General features: G+C 35.1%; 18 protein-coding genes. 6 read left to right on the forward strand and 12 right to left on the reverse strand.

The features are described from left to right. Nucleotides 1–74: 74 nt before the first annotated feature. The 11 genes from GAPWK_RS03450 to GAPWK_RS03500 all read right to left on the reverse strand — a co-directional run bounded on the left by GAPWK_RS03450 (nucleotide 75) and on the right by GAPWK_RS03500 (nucleotide 11,861). Nucleotides 75–983 carry a glutamate/aspartate ABC transporter substrate-binding protein gene (locus GAPWK_RS03450; RefSeq protein WP_025314897.1) on the reverse strand — a complete coding sequence of 303 codons (909 nt, stop codon included), beginning with the start codon at nucleotides 981–983 and terminating at the stop codon, nucleotides 75–77. 227 nt (nucleotides 984–1,210) lie between these two features. Next, nucleotides 1,211–2,752 (reverse strand): apolipoprotein N-acyltransferase, encoded by a 1,542-nt coding sequence (gene lnt, locus GAPWK_RS03455; protein ID WP_025314898.1) that lies wholly within the window; start codon nucleotides 2,750–2,752, stop codon nucleotides 1,211–1,213. 1 nt (nucleotide 2,753) lies between these two features. Beyond that, nucleotides 2,754–3,617 carry a CNNM family magnesium/cobalt transport protein CorC gene (gene corC / locus GAPWK_RS03460; protein ID WP_025314899.1) on the reverse strand — a complete coding sequence of 288 codons (864 nt, stop codon included), beginning with the start codon at nucleotides 3,615–3,617 and terminating at the stop codon, nucleotides 2,754–2,756. Between the two features lie 82 nt (nucleotides 3,618–3,699). After that, a complete protein-coding gene (ybeY, locus tag GAPWK_RS03465; protein WP_025314900.1) occupies nucleotides 3,700–4,167 on the reverse strand; it encodes an rRNA maturation RNase YbeY in 468 nt (155 codons plus the stop codon). A gap of 23 nt (nucleotides 4,168–4,190) precedes the next feature. Next, nucleotides 4,191–4,661, reverse strand: coding sequence for a 23S rRNA (pseudouridine(1915)-N(3))-methyltransferase RlmH (gene rlmH / locus GAPWK_RS03470; protein ID WP_025314901.1), 471 nt, complete (start codon nucleotides 4,659–4,661; stop codon nucleotides 4,191–4,193). A gap of 4 nt (nucleotides 4,662–4,665) precedes the next feature. Beyond that, nucleotides 4,666–4,980, reverse strand: a complete 315-nt coding sequence (rsfS, locus tag GAPWK_RS03475) for a ribosome silencing factor (protein ID WP_330981644.1) — start codon at nucleotides 4,978–4,980, stop codon at nucleotides 4,666–4,668. Nucleotides 4,981–5,121: 141 nt separating this feature from the next. Continuing rightward, nucleotides 5,122–6,765: a heme ABC transporter ATP-binding protein/permease CydC gene (cydC, locus tag GAPWK_RS03480; protein WP_080692416.1), complete on the reverse strand. Its 1,644-nt coding sequence runs from the start codon at nucleotides 6,763–6,765 to the stop codon at nucleotides 5,122–5,124. Next, nucleotides 6,759–8,477 (reverse strand): heme ABC transporter permease/ATP-binding protein CydD, encoded by a 1,719-nt coding sequence (gene cydD, locus GAPWK_RS03485; protein WP_202961683.1) that lies wholly within the window; start codon nucleotides 8,475–8,477, stop codon nucleotides 6,759–6,761. Before cydD ends, cydC begins: the two co-directional genes overlap by 7 nt. A gap of 15 nt (nucleotides 8,478–8,492) precedes the next feature. After that, on the reverse strand, nucleotides 8,493–9,446 hold the full coding sequence (trxB, locus tag GAPWK_RS03490) for a thioredoxin-disulfide reductase (protein ID WP_025314904.1): 954 nt from the start codon (nucleotides 9,444–9,446) through the stop codon (nucleotides 8,493–8,495). Between the two features lie 487 nt (nucleotides 9,447–9,933). Further along, nucleotides 9,934–10,590, reverse strand: coding sequence for an NAD(P)H-dependent oxidoreductase (locus GAPWK_RS03495; RefSeq protein WP_025314905.1), 657 nt, complete (start codon nucleotides 10,588–10,590; stop codon nucleotides 9,934–9,936). Between the two features lie 8 nt (nucleotides 10,591–10,598). Continuing rightward, nucleotides 10,599–11,861 carry an AmpG family muropeptide MFS transporter gene (locus GAPWK_RS03500; RefSeq protein WP_038517120.1) on the reverse strand — a complete coding sequence of 421 codons (1,263 nt, stop codon included), beginning with the start codon at nucleotides 11,859–11,861 and terminating at the stop codon, nucleotides 10,599–10,601. A gap of 263 nt (nucleotides 11,862–12,124) precedes the next feature. Here GAPWK_RS03500 and GAPWK_RS03505 point away from each other — a divergent pair, with 263 nt between their 5' ends. Both GAPWK_RS03505 and mltB read left to right on the forward strand, forming a co-directional pair. Further along, nucleotides 12,125–13,132 (forward strand): 2-hydroxyacid dehydrogenase, encoded by a 1,008-nt coding sequence (locus GAPWK_RS03505; protein ID WP_025314906.1) that lies wholly within the window; start codon nucleotides 12,125–12,127, stop codon nucleotides 13,130–13,132. 50 nt (nucleotides 13,133–13,182) lie between these two features. Further along, entirely contained in the window at nucleotides 13,183–14,262 is a 1,080-nt protein-coding gene (gene mltB, locus GAPWK_RS03510; protein WP_038517123.1) for a lytic murein transglycosylase B, read from the forward strand. A 388-nt stretch (nucleotides 14,263–14,650) separates the two neighbouring features. Here the strand turns inward: mltB and GAPWK_RS03515 are convergent, their stop codons facing one another. Next, complete coding sequence (locus tag GAPWK_RS03515) at nucleotides 14,651–15,457, reverse strand: sulfite exporter TauE/SafE family protein (protein ID WP_025314907.1); 807 nt, start codon at nucleotides 15,455–15,457, stop codon at nucleotides 14,651–14,653. A 290-nt stretch (nucleotides 15,458–15,747) separates the two neighbouring features. Here GAPWK_RS03515 and GAPWK_RS03520 point away from each other — a divergent pair, with 290 nt between their 5' ends. The 4 genes from GAPWK_RS03520 to GAPWK_RS03535 all read left to right on the forward strand — a co-directional run bounded on the left by GAPWK_RS03520 (nucleotide 15,748) and on the right by GAPWK_RS03535 (nucleotide 20,717). Then, the gene (locus GAPWK_RS03520; RefSeq protein WP_025314908.1) at nucleotides 15,748–16,167 is read left to right on the forward strand and encodes an OsmC family protein; all 420 of its coding nucleotides are present in this window, start codon (nucleotides 15,748–15,750) and stop codon (nucleotides 16,165–16,167) included. Between the two features lie 111 nt (nucleotides 16,168–16,278). Continuing rightward, entirely contained in the window at nucleotides 16,279–17,628 is a 1,350-nt protein-coding gene (locus GAPWK_RS03525; RefSeq protein ID WP_025314909.1) for an APC family permease, read from the forward strand. Between the two features lie 91 nt (nucleotides 17,629–17,719). Continuing rightward, nucleotides 17,720–18,343: a LysE/ArgO family amino acid transporter gene (locus GAPWK_RS03530; RefSeq protein WP_025314910.1), complete on the forward strand. Its 624-nt coding sequence runs from the start codon at nucleotides 17,720–17,722 to the stop codon at nucleotides 18,341–18,343. Nucleotides 18,344–18,752: 409 nt separating this feature from the next. Further along, nucleotides 18,753–20,717: a glycoside hydrolase family 3 protein gene (locus GAPWK_RS03535; protein ID WP_025314911.1), complete on the forward strand. Its 1,965-nt coding sequence runs from the start codon at nucleotides 18,753–18,755 to the stop codon at nucleotides 20,715–20,717. Nucleotides 20,718–20,741 lie beyond the last annotated feature (24 nt).

The following is a 20,741-nucleotide window of genomic DNA, read 5'->3' on the forward strand; positions in this document are numbered from 1 at the left end:
TTTAATTCACTAATTTAGATTATGTACTAAATGCAATGGCATTTAGTACATGGATTAGAAAGATAAGAAAAGTATTAATCTAATGCTTTATCATTAGGGTTTGCAAAAAGCTCAACCATTTTCGGAGAAATTTCAAGTTCCATATTTGCACCTTTTGGTGGTACAGGTTGAGTGAACCATTTATTGTAAAATTCTAATGCTTTTCCTGATTTTTGGGCTTCAGCAATGGTGTTATCCATTAGTTGTTTAAATTGAGTGTCATCCTTTCTTAACATACAACCGTAAGATTCATAAGATAAAGGTTCACCAACAATTTTCCACTCAGCAGGATTAATTGCACGTGAGCGTTCACCAGCCAATAAAGCATCATCCATTAAAAATGCAGCAGCACGACCAGTTTCAAGTGCATTAAATGCATCACCATGATCTTTTGGAGTAATGATCCGGATACCTAAATTTTCTTTATTGTTGATTTGATTTAAACGGATTTCAGAAGTAGTACCCGCAGTTGTTACTACATTTTTGCCTTTTAAATCTTGAATACTATTGATATTACTATCCGCTTTAACTAAAAAGCGCGTACCTACAATAAAGATGCTGTCTGAAAAACCAACTGTTTTTTGACGTTCAAGATTGTTAGTAGTTGAACCACATTCAAAATCGTAAGTATAGTTGTTAAGAAGTTGAATACGTGTCTTAGAAGTAACAGGTAAATATTTTACTTTAAGGTCAGGTATGTTTAACTCTTTTTTTACTGCTTCTACGATTAGATTAGAATAATCTTGTGAGTAGCCAATCACTTCTTGCTTATCACCATAGTAGGAAAATGGAATAGAAGATTCACGATGACCAACAACAATAACACCACTTTCTTTAATTTTAGCTAACGTGCCAGTAAGCTCTTCTGCTACTGCTGAACCGGTCATTAGGCCTAACATTGCAAGTGATAAAACTAATTTGGTTAATTTTGTCTTTTTGTTCATACTCATCTCCTACTGTTTGATTTGTATCATATTAAATTTATTTAATATTTTTACAAAGGGTGTATATTATAACTTATTTTTTAGCATAAAAGTACTTTTTACTGTTTATTTATATATCATTGGCGCCAAATGCGTAGCTATAATTATGCTTTATAAGCAATTATTTCTGCACACGATTTTAATTGAAACTAGATATATTTAAGCAATATTTATGCCACTATCGTATATTACCAACGTTTTTTTATAAATATTGGGATAGACATTAATATTATGAACATTAGATAAGGTTTATTTCCCCATTTAGCATAAGGAGTTAGTCCAGTAGTTGGTGACAGACTATCAGTTAAAACACCGGTGGTAAATGCTGGAATCTGTTTTATAATTCTGCCTTGCTGATTAATTATTGCGGTAATACCATTATTAGTGCTGCGAATTAATGGACGACCAAATTCTAATGCTCTGGCTTGTGCCATTTGCAAATGTTGTTTTGGACCAATGCTATCACCAAACCAAGCATCATTAGAGACTGTAAGTAAAAAATCAGTATCAGGTTTAAAGTTTTGCCAGATAAGATCGGACAAAATTACTTCGTAACAGATAGCGGTTGTGAATTTAAACCCTTTCATGGTTAATTGGGGTTGTTTTTCATCGCCAGCTTTCATCGAAGACATTGGAATATTGAGTAGTTCAGTAATCGGTTCAAGTAAAGCTTCAAATGGTGTAAATTCACCAAATGGTACTAAATGATGTTTTTGATAACGATGAATTGTTGGATATTGATAGGGTTCTTTTTCGCCCAATACAATTAAAGAGTTATAGATATTACCTTTATTTCGATTATCAGGTTCATTAAAACGATAATCAATGATACCAACGGCAATTTCAGAATCATTAGCTCTCGCTTGGTTATCTAAATAATATAAAAAAGGTTGTTGGTTGGTTTCAAAATCTGTAATGCTGGCTTCTGACCATATTATAATTTTGTCTTTACCAAAATTTTGTTGGGTAAGTTGATAATAAGTCTCTAAAGTGTTGTTTAGCTGTTCACTGCTCCACCTTAAAGTTTGTGGAATATTACCCTGAATTAATGAAAAATTGGCTATACGGCGATGATCAACGTAAGTCCAATTTTTATCTTTGAATGATATTGGTGCAATAAGGATCGTTAATAGTGCAATCATTGCACCAAGCACGTGCTTTTTGGGTTGGTGTTGCTTGATTGCATATAAAATGTAAATGGCTAATCCAGATAAAAAACAGGTTAGTAAATTAACACCATCAATCCCAACTAGAGGAAAATAGGCTCGCAATGGGCTATCAAGTTGGCTATAACCGAGTTGTAGCCAGGCAAACCCCGTCAAAATGTAACCTCGTAAAAATTCAGTACATTGCCATAATATAGGGGCTGCTAACGCTAATTGTTTGAATGAAAATTGAGGTACTAAACGATCTGCAATTCTAAGTAAAAAAGCAAATAACATTGGGTACAGTGACAAATATAAGATAAGAAAGCCTAAAATCACCATAGCAATAGGTGTAGGTAGTTCCCCGTATTGTTTAATACTGATATAAACCCAATGGACTCCTGAAATAAAATAACCAATCCCCCAAGTCAATCCTAATAACATTGCTTGCTTTTTAGTTTTATTGGCAATAAGCCATAATAGTCCAGCAAAAGAGATAAATGCTAAAGGCCAAATATGAAAAGGAGCATAACTGAAAACAGCTATGCAACCACAAATAAAGCTTAATAGCAGATATTTGAGCATGTTAGGATAACTCTAAATTAGGTACTGCAGCACCTTCAGGAATGGTTACATGCAGTTGGATGATACGTCTTTTATCGGCAATAGTTACTTTAAATTGGTAACCGTCAATGATAATACTTTCACCACGTAAAGGTAGGCGCCCAAAATGTTGCATTACTAAGCCGCCAATCGTATCCATTTCGTCATCACTAAAATGTGTCGCAAAAATTTCGTTAAAATCTTCTACTGGTGTGAGCGCACGTACGGTGTAAACCAAAGGAGATAAGCGACGAACATCCCGATCTTCAACTTCATCATATTCATCTTCAATATCACCTACAATAAGTTCTAAAATATCTTCGATCGTGACTAGACCTGATACGCCACCAAATTCATCAATCGCTATTGCCATATGGTAACGTTGCATACGAAACTCTTTTAACATATGATCAACGCGTTTACTTTCAGGCACAATTACCGTTGGTCGTAATATCGTTTTTAAATCGAAATCGTCAATACCTTGGCGGATAAATATGAGTAAATCTTTAGCTAGTAACACACCTTCAATATGGTCTCTATCTTCACTAATCACAGGATAACGAGAGTGACCATGTTCAGAAATAATATCTAAACATTGATCAAGTGAATAATTGTCTTTGATAGTAACAATTTGTGAGCGGGGGATCATAATATCGCGAATACGCTGTTCGGCTATATCCATGACACCTTCAATCATATCAAGTGTGTCAGGATCGATAAGTTCGTTTTCTTCAGCTTCGCGTATAACTTCAATCAGTTCTTCTTTATCTTTAGGTTCTGAATGAAATAACTGACTTAACCATAAGGCAAATCCTTTTTTGGATCTCCGGGGATTATCATCGCTCATTTGCTTTTTCCTTTACTAATTTATTGTATTTAATTATTTTTACTTCGATTTAGTTATCATCCATGATGATAACTAAACACGTTTATTCGTCAATGGGTTGATATGGATTATCAAATCCTAACTGCTGCATTATATCAATTTCGATATTTTCCATTTCTTCGGCTTCTTCGTCAAGAATATGATCATATCCCAGTAGATGCAAACAACCATGCACGATCATATGTGCCCAATGAGAAGTTAACGATTTATGTTGTTCCTTCGCTTCGCTTTCCACCACTTGCTTGCAAATGATTAAATCACCTAACAGAGGTACCTCAATTTCAATTGGTGATTCAAATGGAAAAGAGAGTACATTCGTGGGTTTATCTTTGTGGCGGTATGTATTATTTAGCTGTTGGCTTTCTTGCTCATCCACAATTCGGATAGTGATTTCAGCATTATCCATAAATTGAGGCAAAATTACGTTTAACCATTGTATAATTTGTTCTTCAGTTGGCAAATTTTGGTTATCGTCTGTAGCTATTTGCAAATCTAAAATAATTGCGCTCATTTTACTTTGTTTACCTAATTTATTTATTCACGATGATAAGGATGGTTAGTGGTTAAGCTCCATGCTCGGTAAAGGCTTTCTGCGACAATAACACGCACTAAAGGATGAGGAAGCGTAAGAGGTGATAGTGACCAGCTCTGCTCTGCCGCCGCTTTACAAGCAGGAGATAAGCCTTCCGGTCCTCCAATTAGCAAACTCACATCACGGCCATCAGTTTTCCAACGTTCTAATTGTTGAGCTAAATTATGTGTAGTGTAGGGTTTACCTGGAATATCTAATGTGATAATGCAGTTTCCTTTACCACAATTTGCTAACATTTGTTCGCCTTCTTTATCTAAAATTCGGGCAATATCAGCATTTTTAGTTCGTTTTCCGGCTGGAATTTCGATAAGTTCTAGTGGCATATCTTTAGGGAAGCGCGAACGATAATCTTCAAAAGCGGTGGTAACCCAACTTGGCATTTTGTTGCCAACAGCGATAAGCTGTATCTTCACGCCACTAACTCCAAAGTTTTTCGAGTTCGTAAAGTTGACGGGTTTCTTCTTGCATAATATGTACAATGACTGAATCCATATCAACCACTATCCAATCTGCATCATTTTTCCCCTCGCTACCTAAAACAAGGTGACCATGTTTTTTCGCTTCATCAAGTAAATGCCCAGCAATGGATGAGACATGACGGTTTGAAGTGCCCGTACAGACAATCATATAATCGGTAATGCTTGATTTACCACGCACATCTAAGGTAACAATGTCTTTGCCTTTTAAATCATCAATCTTATCGATAATAAAATCTTGTAACGACTGTAGCAAAATAATCTCTCTATCATAAAAAATTAAAGCATCAGTATATCATATTTTTTAAAAATAACGGCGAAGATAACATTGACATTGTATATTTTGTCAAGAAGTTTCAGATTCACTATACGTTTGAGTAGAAATTATTTCATCAATTCAACTATTAAGGGAAATTACTCTATCGAATAATGGATTATCCGTTAAACGATGGGTAACCATAATTAGTGTTTTATTTTTACAAGTTTGTTTAATCAATTGAATAATTTGTTGCTCGGTCTGCTGATCAAGACTTTCTGTTGGTTCATCCATCAAAATGAGTGGAGAGTTGTGCAGTAAAGCTCTGGCAATACCGATACGACGAATTTCCCCACCCGATAAAGCGCGACCACCTTGGCCGATTGGCAAATTTAAACCTTGATCTGTATTTAACAATTTTTCAAGTTCAACTTGTTTTAATACTTCAATAAGTTGCTGCTCAGTGGCTTGTGGGTTTCCTATCAACAAGTTTTGCCTTAAGGTGTCACTAAAAATTGCAATAACTTGTGGCACCATTGCAATCGCCTGTCGTAAGGTTTTTTCGTCCAATTGATTCAATGGTGTGCCATTAAAATAGATATTGCCTGATGTGGGTTCCCAAGCGCGATTAACGAGATTTAATAATGTTGATTTACCGCATCCAGTTTTACCAATTAATCCAACATGTTCCCCTTGATTAACCGTTAACGAAAAATCTGTTAATACCGCGAAAGGTTGATTGGGATAACTAAAATTGATGTTTTCAAATTGTAGCGTTGCTGAACTTAAATCAACTTTTTGGCTTTCGCTTTCCGAGACAAATTTAATATCAGGTGTTTGATTAAAAATTGCTGTTGTGCGCGTAGCGGAGGTTAATACTTGACCTAAAAAGATAAATGCGCCAGGAATTGGCGCTAGAATTTCGGCACTGGCAAGACTCACAAATACAAATAAGGCAACTATAGGTGAAAGGGTATATTGCGTAATTAACCAAAGAACCAATAGAGTTAAAAAGCCAGCGATCAATAATACTAATGCACTTGAAAGTGCCATTAAAGTTGATTGCTGCTGTTGATTACGAAGCCAACTTTTTTCAAGTTCATCCAGTTTGTGACGATAGCGTGATTGAGCATTGAAAAGAGTAAGTTCAGCTTGTCCTTGTAAATAATTGATCAGTAATAAGCGATATTCACTTTGTTGCTTTGCTAAGTTCTTGCCCAGTTCTTTTCCAGCTTGGTAAAAAATAACAGGCACGACTAATAGAGTAAGGGTCAGAATAATAGTGATAATGAGTGCTACCGGTAAATTGATATTACTTAGTACAATAAAGATTATACCGATAGTGAGCAAAGCAGTCACAATAGGCGAAAACAGTTTGAGATAAAGATGATCCAGCGCATCAATATCAACAATAAATCGGTTAAGTAAATCGGCTCTTTGATATTGAGCTAACTGATTGGCACTCAGTGGTAAAATCTTACGAAAAGCTAATGTCCTTAAATAGGCCAAGATCTTAAATGTCGTATTATGATCCACCAAGCGTTCCATATAGCGTGCTGCTGTGCGAGTAATTGCTGCCGCACGCACTCCCGCTGCCGGTAACATATAGTTAAAAGTATATAAGCCAGCAACCCCAATAACAGCCGTTGAAGCCAGAAACCAACCCGATAAGGAGAGTAAAAATACGCTAGTAAAAAGAGTCAAAAGCGCTAAAGATAGACCACACAAAATCTGCCAAAAATAGTGTTTATATAGTGCGATGTAAGGACGTAATATGGCTAACATAAATCATCCTCCTTACTACCACAATGTAAATGACCGTCTACCAACTGCCAAACTTGGTTATAAATGTGCATATCATCGGTTTGATGGGTTATGGTAATTGTATTTGGTGCAATATGTTGTTGATCTATATTTTGCATGGTTTGTCTATCTAAGCTTGCCGTAGGCTCATCAAGAATGAGTAACTGACATGGTTTTAGCATTGCTCGTGCGATTGCCACACGTTGTGCTTGTCCGACTGACAAACGCACTGCGTCTTCACCTACTGGGGTATCTAATCCTTTAGGTAATTTATCAATAACAGGCATCAATTGGGCTTTGGCAATTACAGTTTCAATCTCATCATCAGAAGCATTCGGTTTTCCTAATAAAATATTTTCACGCACTGAGCCATTAATGAGATAAGGACTCTGTCCGATCCAACTGATTTGTTGTTGCCAATGGCTAATATCTAATTGATTAAATTCGATCCCATTAATCTTCAACGAACCCTGATAAGGTAAAAAACCAAGCAAAACTTGCATTAACGAAGTTTTACCTTCACCACTTTTACCGATTAAAGCTAATTTAAAAGGTGCTTGTAAGGTGAATGATAATGGTCCAACAATGGGTTGCTGTTCGCTAGACAGTACAATCAAATTACTTGCTTCAATAGTATGTAATGGTTGATTGATTTGAGTTGGGCTAGCATCATGATGATCTTGATTTAACAAGATATCTTTACTTAAAAAAGCTTCAATATTGTCCGCTGCTGCAATGGCTTCGGCTTTGGCATGGTAGTAAGTTCCTAAATCGCGCAATGGTTGAAAATATTCGGGCGCTAAAATTAACGTAAAAAAACCTGCAAATAAGGTCACCGTAGCATTATATGAACCGAAATTAAATTCACCTAAATACGAAAAACCAAAATATACCGCTACGATCGCAATTGAAATTGACGTAAAAAATTCCAACACAGCTGAGGATAAAAAAGCCATTTTTAATACTTGCATGGTTTTAACGCGAAAATCTTCGGATGCTTGAGCAATTTCGTTGGCTTGTTTTTCTCCTTGATTAAATAGACGGATGGTATTAAGTCCTTTTAAACGATCCAAAAAATGACCACTTAAATATGCCAGAGCTTTAAAATGACGACGGTTAATATCTGCTGCGCCCATACCAACTAAAATCATAAAGATTGGAATCAGTGGTGCAGTACATAACAAGATAGCAGCTGCTGCCCAGTTAAATGGTAAAATAGCAATGCAAATTAAAATTGGGACGATACTGACTAAACGCATTTGTGGGAGATAACGAGCAAAAAAGTCATGCAGATTTTCTACTTGTTCTATAAGTAACGTACTCCAAGCGCCGGTAGTACTTTGATTTAAATAAGCAGGGCCATAAGCCTCAAGTTGATTAATTAAGTCATTGCGAATTTGCTTTCGTACCTTTTTTCCTAGTGCAAAGTTGATCTTTTCGCGCACATAAATTAATAGTGCTCTACCTAATAAAATAATAATAAGTGAACCAAAGTAAGGTAGAATATCGACAAAATGTTGTTGCTCAATAATCAGTTTTTGTAAAATAACAGCGAGTAGAGCTGCTTGCATAATAACCAATAAAGTCAATGCAAAACCAGTTAAAGCAGAGGCACGCAAATCTGCTTTATGCATTTTTGCATGCTGTTTCAACCAGCCAAGTAGATAAGTTTGACGTTTTTTATCTAGCGACATGATGATATTTTTAGTTTATTTCAAATTATCCAAATAAAGTTCAGCATCGAGTGCCGCCATACATCCAGTTGCAGCTGAAGTGATCGCTTGGCGATAAATATGATCCATCACATCACCTGCGGCAAAAATACCTTCGACACTGGTTTGTGTCGCATTACCATGCGTACCAGATTTAACTTTGATGTAGCCACCATTTAATTCAAGTTGACCTTCGAAAATAGTGGTATTGGGTTTATGACCAATGGCAATAAATACGCCCATAACAGATAGATCCTCAGTAAGATTAGGCTCTTGAGTGCTACGCAGTCTAACCCCTGTAACGCCCATATTATCACCTAATATTTCATCAACAATTTGATGGGTATGTAAGATCACTTTACCTTCTTGTATCTTTTCAGCTAAACGATCCATTAAGATCTTTTCTGCTCTAAAGCTATCGCGACGGTGGATTAAATGTACTTCACTGGCAATATTAGCTAAATAAAGAGTTTCTTCGACGGCAGTATTTCCGCCTCCCACTACTGCTACTTTTTGATTGCGATAGAAAAATCCGTCGCAGGTTGCACATGCTGATACGCCTTTACTTTTAAACGCTTCTTCAGAGGGTAAACCGAGATATTGAGCAGAAGCACCAGTCGCAATAATTAAAGCATCACAGCTGTACTCTGTTTCGCTGCCATAGAGTTTATAAGGTTTGCTACTAAAATCGACTTGATCGATATGATCTAAAATGATTTCAGTATTAAATCTTTCGGCATGCTCTTTCATTTTATCCATTAAATCAGGTCCAGTTAATTCAGGTGCTCCGGCAGGCCAGTTTTCAATTTCAGTTGTGGTTGTAAGTTGACCACCTTGTTGTATTCCGGTAATTAATACGGGTGAAAGATTCGCTCGAGCGGCATAAACGGCTGCGGTATAGCCAGCAGGGCCAGAACCAAGTATTAGTAAACGTGCATGTTTAGTTTTCATCTTTAAATCCTTATTTATATTCTGGCTATCAAACACAGAACTCGCTCAATTAATAATTGTTAAGTCTAACATTATCAATCTTTATCGTGCAAAAAAATTGATTATTATAGTGATAGGTAATGACGATAAGCTATTTTTTCAATATTTGGCAAAGGTTATCTTTTTTATTATCCACTTAATTTTAAAAAACATTCAATAAATGAATTTAAATTATCGATTTGTTTGACATTGTTTATAAAAACAATGAAAGAAGTATAGATTGCTCATGAAAAATTTAGAAGTTGTATAAAAAATAAATCAGAAAAAGAAATATAAAGTCCATAATACCAAAAGGTTAACAAGTTACCAAAGAGCTATTTTCTTTTGAGAATTTGTTTATGTTGGATTAAGTTACAAACGATTTTGGCACATAATCAATCAATTAAATGTCCATTAATTTTATTGTTACTTTATACCTTTGAGGCATAAAGTAACAGACGATTTATATTTATTCAGATAGATAAGTGGTGATATCCTTGAGTGGCCAGCGTATTTTAGGTTTTGGTTCATTGATGCGATAACCAAATGCTAAACAGAGTGCTACACCGAAATTTTCACCACTAAATGACGGTATGTGATTTTCTAAAATTTTAATAACACCATCATGTTGAAATCCACCAAGCGCACAGGAATCAATATTATGATAAGCGGCGGCTGTGAGCATATTGGCACAAGCTAGATAAGCCTGCATTTCTAATGAATGATTCATAGTTAGGCCACTGGCTAAACCATTTTCATAAAAGTTGAGCCTTGATTGACACATAACATCAATACTGTTTTGATCATCTGGGTCAGGTAACGTACGTGCAATCGCCTTACGGAAATATTCACTTTGTAAAGAAAAACTGTTTGATTTACGATAAAGTACAATCACATAATGTGAGCAACTGGTCACTTGCTCTTGCTTGAAACAAACCTCAGATAATTCGCTTTTAATTTTAGGGCTGTCAACCACCACAAAATGCCAAGGCTCCAGTCCATATGCTGAAGGGGATAAGCGACCTGCATCTAAAATATATTCAATTTCAGCAGGATCAATCTTTTTGGTTTCGTCAAATTTTTTACACCCGTGTCGAAAATATAAGGCTTGTGTTAATTTATCCATGTTTTCTCCTATTCTTTTGTATTCCATGGGGCAACTTTTAATAATAGTAACATACCAGGTATGGCAAGAATCGTACATAAACCAAAGAAAGTTGTCCATCCTAAATAATTAACCATAATGCCTGTAGTGGCATTAATTAATGTTCTTGGGATAGAAGCAATACTTGTAAATAATGCAAATTGTGTTGCTGTATAAAGGGGATTAGTTGTTTTTGCTATAAAAGCGACAAAGGCCGCTGATCCTAGCCCAACGCCTAACGCTTCAAAGCTAATCACTAAAGCTAATAAAATTTTAGCATTGTAGGTAATTTCAGTAAATGGACCTTCAACAGACAACCATGCAAACCCTAAAATAGAAATAACTTGTACAAAACCAAATAGCCAAAGTGCACGATTAATCCCAATTTTGATCATCAATATGCCGCCCATTAATGCACCAAATACACTTGGCCATAATGATGCATTTTTAGCAATCCAGCCAATATCTAAACGGCTAAATCCCATCTGTAAATAAAAAGGGGTTGCTAGAGAGGTTGCCATACTGTCACCCAATTTATAAAGAAAGATAAAAGCTAAAATCGTGAGGGCACTTTTTATACCTTGACGATTAATAAATTCACTAAATGGCTTAATGATGATATCTTCAATACTATGGTTTTTTGGCGTTTGATTAATCGGCTCTTTAACTTTCAATGTCATAATGATTGCTGGCAACATAAATAGCCCAGTAATAATAAAAACACTGTTCCAAGGTAGATAATTGGATAAAATTAATGATAGCGAACCTGGTACTAAACCAGCAACACGATAAGCATTGGTATGAATACTGTTGCCAAGTCCCTGTTCGTTATCTAATAGTAATTCTCGCCTAAATGCATCAAGGGCAATATCTTGTGTTGCTGAAAATAGAGCAATAATAAAACAGATAGCAGCGATTATCCAAATGTTTAATGTAGGCGAGAAAAAACCTAAAATTGTGATAAAGAATACTAATACAATTTGTGAAGCAAGCATCCATCCTCGTCTTCTACCTATATTGAAAAGCGAAATATTGTCCATAAATGGCGCCCAGACAAATTTCAAAATATAGGGAAATTGTGTTAACGAAAACGCGCCAATTGTTTTGATATTGATACCTTCGCTCTCTAGCCAAGCAGGTAATAATTGCAACAATAAATAAAAAGGTAAACCAGATGCAAATCCAGTAAAAATACAGATCAGCATTTTTTCGGTAAAAATTGTTTTTACAAGTGAATTTTGCTCATTAGTCATTATTTAACTTTATTGATTAGTTTTTTCGCAAAGTGTTATCATAGCATACAACTATAAAAAATAATTCTGCAAGCCAAGATAAAACGGATTATCTCAAGCCTGATTCTAAAACTGGAAAACTGTGACAATGGATGTTTTGAAATAAAAACTTCACTAATTTGGAGCATGCAAAAAAATGCTTCAAAACGCTGTTATTAATCAAGCATCAAAGAAAACGACCGATTAATAGATCAACTAATCACCATTCAAAGGGGTGTGATAATATGAAAAATCCAACAAAAATTGCTGTATTCAGTAGTAAACATTATGACAAAGAGCATCTTGAAATCGCCAATAAAAAATTTGGTTTCGATATCGAATATTATGAACACAAATTAAGCCAAAAAACGGTGGTTACTGCGCAAGGTTATGATGCAGTTTGTGTATTTGTGAATGATGAAGTTGATAAAAAAGTTTTACACAAATTGGCTGAATATGGCATAAAAATTCTAGCATTACGTTGTGCTGGATTCGATAATGTTGATCTTGCTGAGGCAAAAAAATTAGGTATTACCGTTGTGCGTGTACCCGCTTATTCACCTGAAGCGGTTGCTGAACATGCGGTTGCGTTAATGATGACTCTTAATCGCCGTACCCATAAGGCTTATCAACGTACACGCGATGCTAATTTTTCTTTAGATGGATTAACAGGCTTTAATATGCACAACCGCACTGCAGGCGTTATCGGGACGGGTAAAATTGGACAAGCAGCGATTCGCATCTTAAAAGGTTTTGGCATGCATATCTTAGCTTATGACCCATATCCAAATGACATTGTTGTCGAACTTGGTGCGCAATATGTCGAATTAGACGAACTTTATGCTAAATCGGATATCATCACATTACATTGTCCAATGACACCGGAAAATTATCACTTACTGAATAAAGAATCTTTCCAAAAAATGAAAGATGGTGTCATGATTATTAATACCAGTCGAGGAGCATTACTGGATGCTACAGCCGCTATTGATGCATTAAAACAGACCAAAATAGGTGCTTTAGGTATGGATGTATATGAAAACGAGCGCGACCTATTTTTTGAAGATAAATCAAACGATGTAATATTAGATGATGTATTCCGTCGTCTATCGTCATGTCATAACGTTATCTTTACTGGACATCAGGCATTTTTAACCCAAGAAGCCTTGTTAAATATTTCTGATACGACTTTGAATAATATCAGACAGATTGTTGAAGGAAAAGTTTGTTCAAATATTGTTGAAAAACAATAATTACTTTAAGATGTCGTCGATTTTTTAATTACATAAATTATAGGTTTTATATGCAACGAATCATCATTCTAATTAACATAATATTGTTGCTTACAGCTTGTAGTAGTGCGAAATCTTCAATATCGCCTATGCAAGAACATCGCGGACAATCTAATGTTAAAGGTGGAGTTTATTTAGAAAAAGAACATAATCCTCCAAAAAACAACAGTGAGCCATTGGCTGTTGATCAAGAAAATTTTATAACCAGAATGGTCAATAAGCATGGATTTAATCGTGAGCAATTACGCGAAGTGCTTTCACAAACCAACAAACTTGACTGGGTAATCAATTTAATGGATAAGCAAGCGCCAACATCAGGTTCTTCTACAGTACCTAAACCTAATGGTGCATGGATCCGTTATAAAAACAAATTTATCACGCCAAGTAATTTACCTCGTGGGGTAGAATTTTGGAATAATTATAAAAAAGAGTTACAACGAGCGTATGACCAATATGGTGTACCGCCTGAAATTATTGTGGGTATTATTGGTGTAGAAACGGGTTGGGGACGAGTGATGGGTAAAACCAAAATCATTGATGCTCTATCAACTCTTGCTTTCTACTATCCAAGACGAGCACAATATTTTTCGAATGAGTTAGAACACTTTTTAGTTATGTGCCGTGATGAACGCGTTGACCCATTTGATCTAAGTGGATCATTTGCCGGGGCAATGGGATACGGTCAATTTATGCCATCAGCGTTTAGAAATCATGCTGTCGATTTTAATAATGATGGTCACATCGATTTGTGGGATCCGGTTGATGCAATCGGCAGTGTGGCTAACTACTTTAAAGCACATGGTTGGCAAAGTGGTAAAAAAGTCGCGGTTATCGCCGATGGGCAAGCGCTATCACTTGATACGGGTTTTAGTACAAAATACACCGTTGAAACGTTAGCTAGAGCAGGATTAAAACCGAAAAGTTCATTAGATGGCCATAATAAGGTCAGTTTACTGCGGTTGGATATGGGCGATAGATATCAATTTTGGTATGGCTTACCAAACTTTTATGTCATCACTCGCTATAATCATAGTACGCATTACGCTATGGCAGTATGGCAATTAGGCTTAGCGGTGAAAGAGGCGCGATAACGCCTAACATATTTCATAAACTAATCAAAAGGTTGCATTAGCGACCTTTTTAATGGTTCTGAATTGAAATGATATAGACTCCTGAATTATTTTTACAAAATTATCTATTTTAGCGATATAACTAGTAAGAACTCTTTAAACTTCTCAGTGATTATATGCTATAACCACGTCACATATCCTATTAGTGGTATGGAAATAAGATTTAACGATGAAAGAAGTGAGATAACACTTAGCATATTTCGCAAACTAATCAAAAAGTCACATTAGCGACTTTTTTAATTGTTTAAAATTGAAACGATATAGACTCCTGAATAATTTTTACAAAACTATCTGTTTAATTATCAGAATTAACTCTTTCAAGAAACCTTAAGAAAAGTAGGGTTCAAAGCTAAGAAACGATAAGCTTTACTGCAAGCAGTAATAAAAAAATACCAAAATAGGTAATCAGTTTATTTACTGGTAATTTTTGCGCAATTTGCACGCCGACTTTTGCCATAGGCATACTGGTGAGCATAATTGAAAATACTGCAGGTAAATAGATAAAACCTAAGCTATATTCTGGAAGTTCTTGGATATTCCAACCAGCAATAATGTAACCAATGGTGCCACCAAGCGCAACGGGTAAGGTGAATGCTGCTGATGTACCAATTGCTTTACGCATATCTATTCCGCATTTTTTCAAAAATGGTACAACAAGTACACCGCCACCTACACCAACAAGCGCAGCAAAAGTGCCAATTAAGGTACCAACAGCAATAAAAATACTGTCACCCAACGAATTCACTTTAGATTTTTGATTTTGCATTACTTTATTGGTTTTAAAAATAAATTTACAGCCAACATAAATTAGAAAAATGATAAATAGCCATTTTAGCCATATTCCTGGAATATAAGGAGCGATGTAAGAACCGCCAATTGTACCGATAATGCATCCTAACACCATCTTTTTTAGTATTGACCATTCGATATTTTTGTTTTTATTTTGAATCCAACTTGATGATAAACTAGTGCCAATAATTGTTGCTAAGGATGAAGCTATAGCAATATGGTGCGTCCAATGGTTACCTAGATTAAAATGATCGAGCGTAAAAATTAAAGCTGGTACAATCAATGCTCCCCCACCAACGCCAAACATACCTGCAAGCAAACCAGCTGCTGCTCCGATAGTGAGAAAGATGACAAACTCAAAAATCATATTTTTAATCCTCAAGGTGGGATAACGCTATTAACCTGTCTATTTGCTATCTAGATGAAAATCATGGGTAGCTAATTGATTGTAAATATGTTTCATTTTTGTTGCAAATAATTTGGTTATTCTATCCGAGTTGTTTAATATATAACGATAAATTGATTAGCAAAGTAATTAAAACTAAGTTCTAATTGATTAACAAAGTAATCAGCTAAAAGATGGCACAATGATTAAAAAAGCTTATGTTAATTAGCCTAATTGATAAAAAATTTCAGATAAATTTAAAGGAGTGAATAATGAAAGATCGTTTAAAGTGGATTGATGATTTCGGTTTTATAGGTGAGACCGCAAGTGGCCATTCTTTAGTAATGGATGGCGGAATTGAGCATGGTGGACGTAATCGTGGTGCTCGTCCTATGGAACTTTTATTGCACGGCGCTGCTGGTTGTATGGCGTATGATATTATCGCTATATTAAAAAATAAAAAAAAGGATGTGCGTGATCTTTGGATTGAAATTGATAAAGCTCAAGCAGAATCTTCACCAAAAGTTTATACCACAATTAATTTTCATATTGTAATTACAGGTGTGAATGTGGATAACGAAGCGGTTGAAAATGCGATAAAACTTGCTTCTGAAAAATATTGCAGTGCCTCTATCATGTTAGGTAAGACAGCAAAAATGTCCTATACCTATGAAATACGAGTACATGTGTAAATATCTTCTTATAACAAAAAATTATAATCTAATAACTAGCTGATATTAGTGAGTTTTGCAGTAATCATTTAACATTTTATCTAATTGATAGATTGTTACAAAGGAATGATTATGCAACAGTTAAGTAAAAATATGCGATTTCGAGATATGGTTATTTTGGGATTGCTTTTTATTGGCCCTGCTGCACCAGTGGGTTTATTTGGTGTTTTAGATGCGATAAGTGATGGTGCCATTGCTTTAGTTTATATTGTTGCAACCTTGGTGATGGCATTTACTGCCTATTCGTATGCCAGAATGGCGAACGCTTTACCTCATGCGGGGGCCGTTTATGCTTATTGTTCTTTAGGTATTCATCCTAATGCGGGTTTTTTAGTCGGTTGGCTGTTGCTTCTTGATTACATGTTTATTCCAGCAGTTGCTTACTTATTTAGTGGCATATCACTCAACGCTTTAATTCCCGAAGTTCCAGTATGGTTATGGACTTGTTTGGCGGTAGTGTTAACAACTACTCTAAATTTAATTGGAGTAAAAAAATCTGCCAAAATAACTTTAATCATTTTATTGTTTGAAATCATAGTACTATTTGCTGTGTTATTAGTTGGTATTTGGATCATAGCGACAACGGATCTTAACCGAAATTGGTTACAACCCTTTATTGGCGGAGCTGCATTTACTTGGAGTAATCTGTTTAGTGCCGTATCGATTGCTGTTTTATCTTATTTAGGATTTGATGCTATTGCCACTTTCTCGGAAGAAAATAGCGGTCAGCGCAACTTAGTTAGCAAGGCTATTATTAGTTGTTTAGTTCTAGCTGGTTGTCTATTTGTAATGCAGATTTACGTTGCAGCCTTACTTTCACCTTATGATTCTGAATATTTGCGTAGTCATCCTGAACTACAAGGCAAAGCTTACTATCATATTGTCAATCAAGAGATAAATTTATGGTTGGGATGGGCATTAAGTTTAATGAAAGCGATTGGCGCGTCATTTGCTGCAATGGTAGGGCAGGCTGCCGCAAGCCGTCTTTTATTCAGTATGGGGCGTGATAAGCGCTTACCACCTTTTTTTGCCAAAGTAAGTCAGAAAAGCCGTGTTCCAACAATGGCAATCATATTTGCAGCTCTATTTAATTTATGCTTAGTGATTATTGCTGCTAATAATGCTAAGGGATTACCGACGTTAGTATCATTTGTTGATATTGGAGCCTTAACCGCATTTATTATGTTACATATTTCAGTTATTGGTTATTTTAAACTGAAGAAAGGTTCAAAAGGTGCGCTTTCATGGTTTCTTGATGTATTTATACCTATTGTGGGTATTTTGGTGCTATTACCCGTACTATTACACATTGATAATTATGCAAAAATTGTAGGTATTGTGTGGTTAGCAATCGGTTTGATAATTCTTTATTTTAATAGAGATAAAGCTCAATTAAATTGGTTAGATAAAGTTAAATATTAATTATCTGATTGAAATAATTTGAACTATTTGATTAATGGTATTAATTATATAACAATGCTTGTCCATTTTAACTTAATATTTTAACAAAATGATTTCAGAAATCCTACGAGGGGCATTAATTTCAGCCAGTCTAATTATTGCCATTGGTGCACAAAATCTATTTGTTTTAAAGCAGGGATTATTACGGAATCATATATTTTATGTTTCGGGAATCTGTTTTATCTGTGATTTTGTCTTGATGTCAATTGGTATTCTTGGGGTTGGGACATTTATCAGTAATAATCCCTTTATCACGAATATATTAGCGATATTAGGTGCACTTTTTTTAATTTGGTATGGCTTTAAAGCGTTTAAAAGTGCAATTAAAGGTACTAGCAGTATGCAAGTCCAATCGCAAGATTCAAATAACAACAGTTTAGTCAAAGTAATTTTGGCGACATTAGCCATTACTTTACTCAATCCACACGTATATTTAGATACTGTTGTTATCGTTGGTGGTATTGCAGGTACGTTAAATAGTGAACAAAAAATGGCTTTTCTTATTGGTGCTGTATGTGTTTCATTCATCTGGTTTTTTAGTATTGGTTATGGTGCAAGATTACTCACTCCTTTATTTAAACAAAAAAAAATGTGGGTGGTTTTAGATTGTTTAGTTGGTTTGGTAATGTTTTATATTGCTTATCGTTTAATTCTGTATGTATATTACGGTCATTAGGCAAAATTATCTATTCTAGACGCAATTTCAGTTAGTTACAGCATTAGCTAAAGCATATTGCGCCTTATTTTATTTTTGTTCTGACTTATTTAAACTCTTTTCACTTTCCTTTCTTTGCTAGCTCGCTTTTTCAATAAATATTAGAAAGATATAAGAAAATGTTGTTTGTTTAAAAAATAACATAAAAAATGTGATTATTATCACAATTGTATCAATTAATTTTAATTGTTGATTTCTTCTTTCTATTATTAGTGCTAGTTTATTAAAAATAATTTCGGATTGTTACTGTAAAACTTAACAAGTATGCAGGCAAAACCTAAGCACTTTGGTTAGCAAAGAGCTTAGGTTTTTATTGTTTTAAGCTCACAAAAATTAGCTTAAACATAATAAGTTATCTAAGGAGTATAATATGAAACGTAAAACATTGAAGCTACTAGCATTGTTGATTAGCTCTGCACTTGTATCAAACCCTTTATGGGCAATAGATCAGGTTAAAATTGAAAGTCAAGAATTGAAAACCATCACTGTTGATAATCTTAAATTTAAAGATATGGATAAAGATGGGAAGCTAACACCATACGAAGATTGGCGTTTAACACCTGCTGAGCGCGCTAAGGATTTACTTGCTAGAATGACGCTTGAAGAAAAAGCAGGAATGATGATGCATGGCAATGCTCGAAGTTTGAATGATGAACTTGGTCATGGTGATAAATATAATTTAGAAGAAATCAAGAATCTGGTATTAAATGATAAAGTAAATAGTTTAATCACCCGTTTAGAAGTCAGCCCAGAAGACTTTGCACAACAAAATAACCAGTTGCAAAAAATTGCCGAATTATCACGTCTATCTATTCCTCTGACGATCAGTGTCGATCCTCGAAATACATTCTATTATGGTAATCAAGTGACTAGTAAAAGTGGTTTTAGCCAATGGCCTGGTACATTGGGGATGGCTGCTATTGGTAGTGAGAAAGACATTAACGAATATGGCGATATTATTCGACAAGAATATCGATCTTTGGGGGTAACTCAAGCATTATCTCCAATGGCCGATTTAGGTACTGAACCGCGTTGGGCTCGTTTTGAAGGTACTTTTGGCGAAGACCCAGAATTAAGCAAAAAAATGGTGCGCGGTTATATATCAGGTATGCAAAATGGTAAAGATGGTTTAAATACACAAAGCGTTTCTGCCGTTGTTAAACATTGGGTGGGTTATGGTGCTGCCGAAAAAGGGCTTGATAGCCATAGTTTTTATGGCAAATATGCGTTATTTACCCAAAATGATAGTTTGAAACTGCATATTATTCCATTTACTGGTGCTTTTGAGGTGAATGTTGCAGCTATAATGCCAACATACTCTATATTGAAAAATGCTCAAATAAATAATCATAAAATCGAGCTGGTTGGTGCAGGTTTTAACAATTATTTATTGAAAGATTTACTGCGTGATACCTATAAATTTAAAGGTGTCATCATGAGTGATTGGAATATTACTAAAGATTGTAATGAAGTTTGCATTAACGGCTCGCCTCAAGGTGTTGCACCTAAAGCAGAAGGAATGCCTTGGGGGGTTGAGGATCTAACAGTTGAAGAGCGTTTTATTAAAGCTATCCTAGCGGGTGTTCAACAATTTGGAGGTGTAAGCGACAGTTCAACTATTGTCTCGGCAGTTAAAAGTAATAAACTAGATGAGAAACTAATAGACAGCGCAGTATTGGCAATTTTGACGCAAAAATTTGCTTTAGGCCAATTTGAAACACCTTATAATGATCCAACTGAAGCAAGCAAATTTGTTGGTAATCAACAATTCCAACAAATTGCAAATAAAGCACAATTTAACTCAATGGTATTGCTTGAAAATGAACAACAAACCTTACCACTAGATACTGATAAAAAAGTTTACTTACATGGTTTTATGGCGGAAGCAAAAAATCAATTAAAAAATAAAGTGACAATTGTTGATGATATTGATGATGCTGATGTGGTGGTTGCACGTATTGACGCACCTTTTGAGCAAAATCATAAAAATTACTTTTTTGGTTTAAGACATCATGAAGGTTCACTTGCGTTCCCTGAAAACGATGAAAATATTGACTTTATCGCCAAGGCAAGTAAAAAACATCCTGTTATTGTAACAGTCTATTTAGATAGACCAGCCGTTCTTACACCGATAAAACAATATGCTAGCGCTATTGTGGCTAATTTTGGTGTAAATGATGAAGTGTTATTTGAACGTTTGTTTGCTGATAAACCGTATAACGCTAAAATGCCTTTTGCTTTACCTGATTCAATGGAAAGTGTACTTCAACAAGCTACTGATTTACCAAATGACATGAAATCTTTATATCCATTCGGTTATGGATTAACTCATTAAGTTATCTTGTTTAATATTATTGCT

It is taken from the genome of Gilliamella apicola (assembly GCF_000599985.1).
Lineage (GTDB): Bacteria > Pseudomonadota > Gammaproteobacteria > Enterobacterales > Orbaceae > Gilliamella > Gilliamella apicola.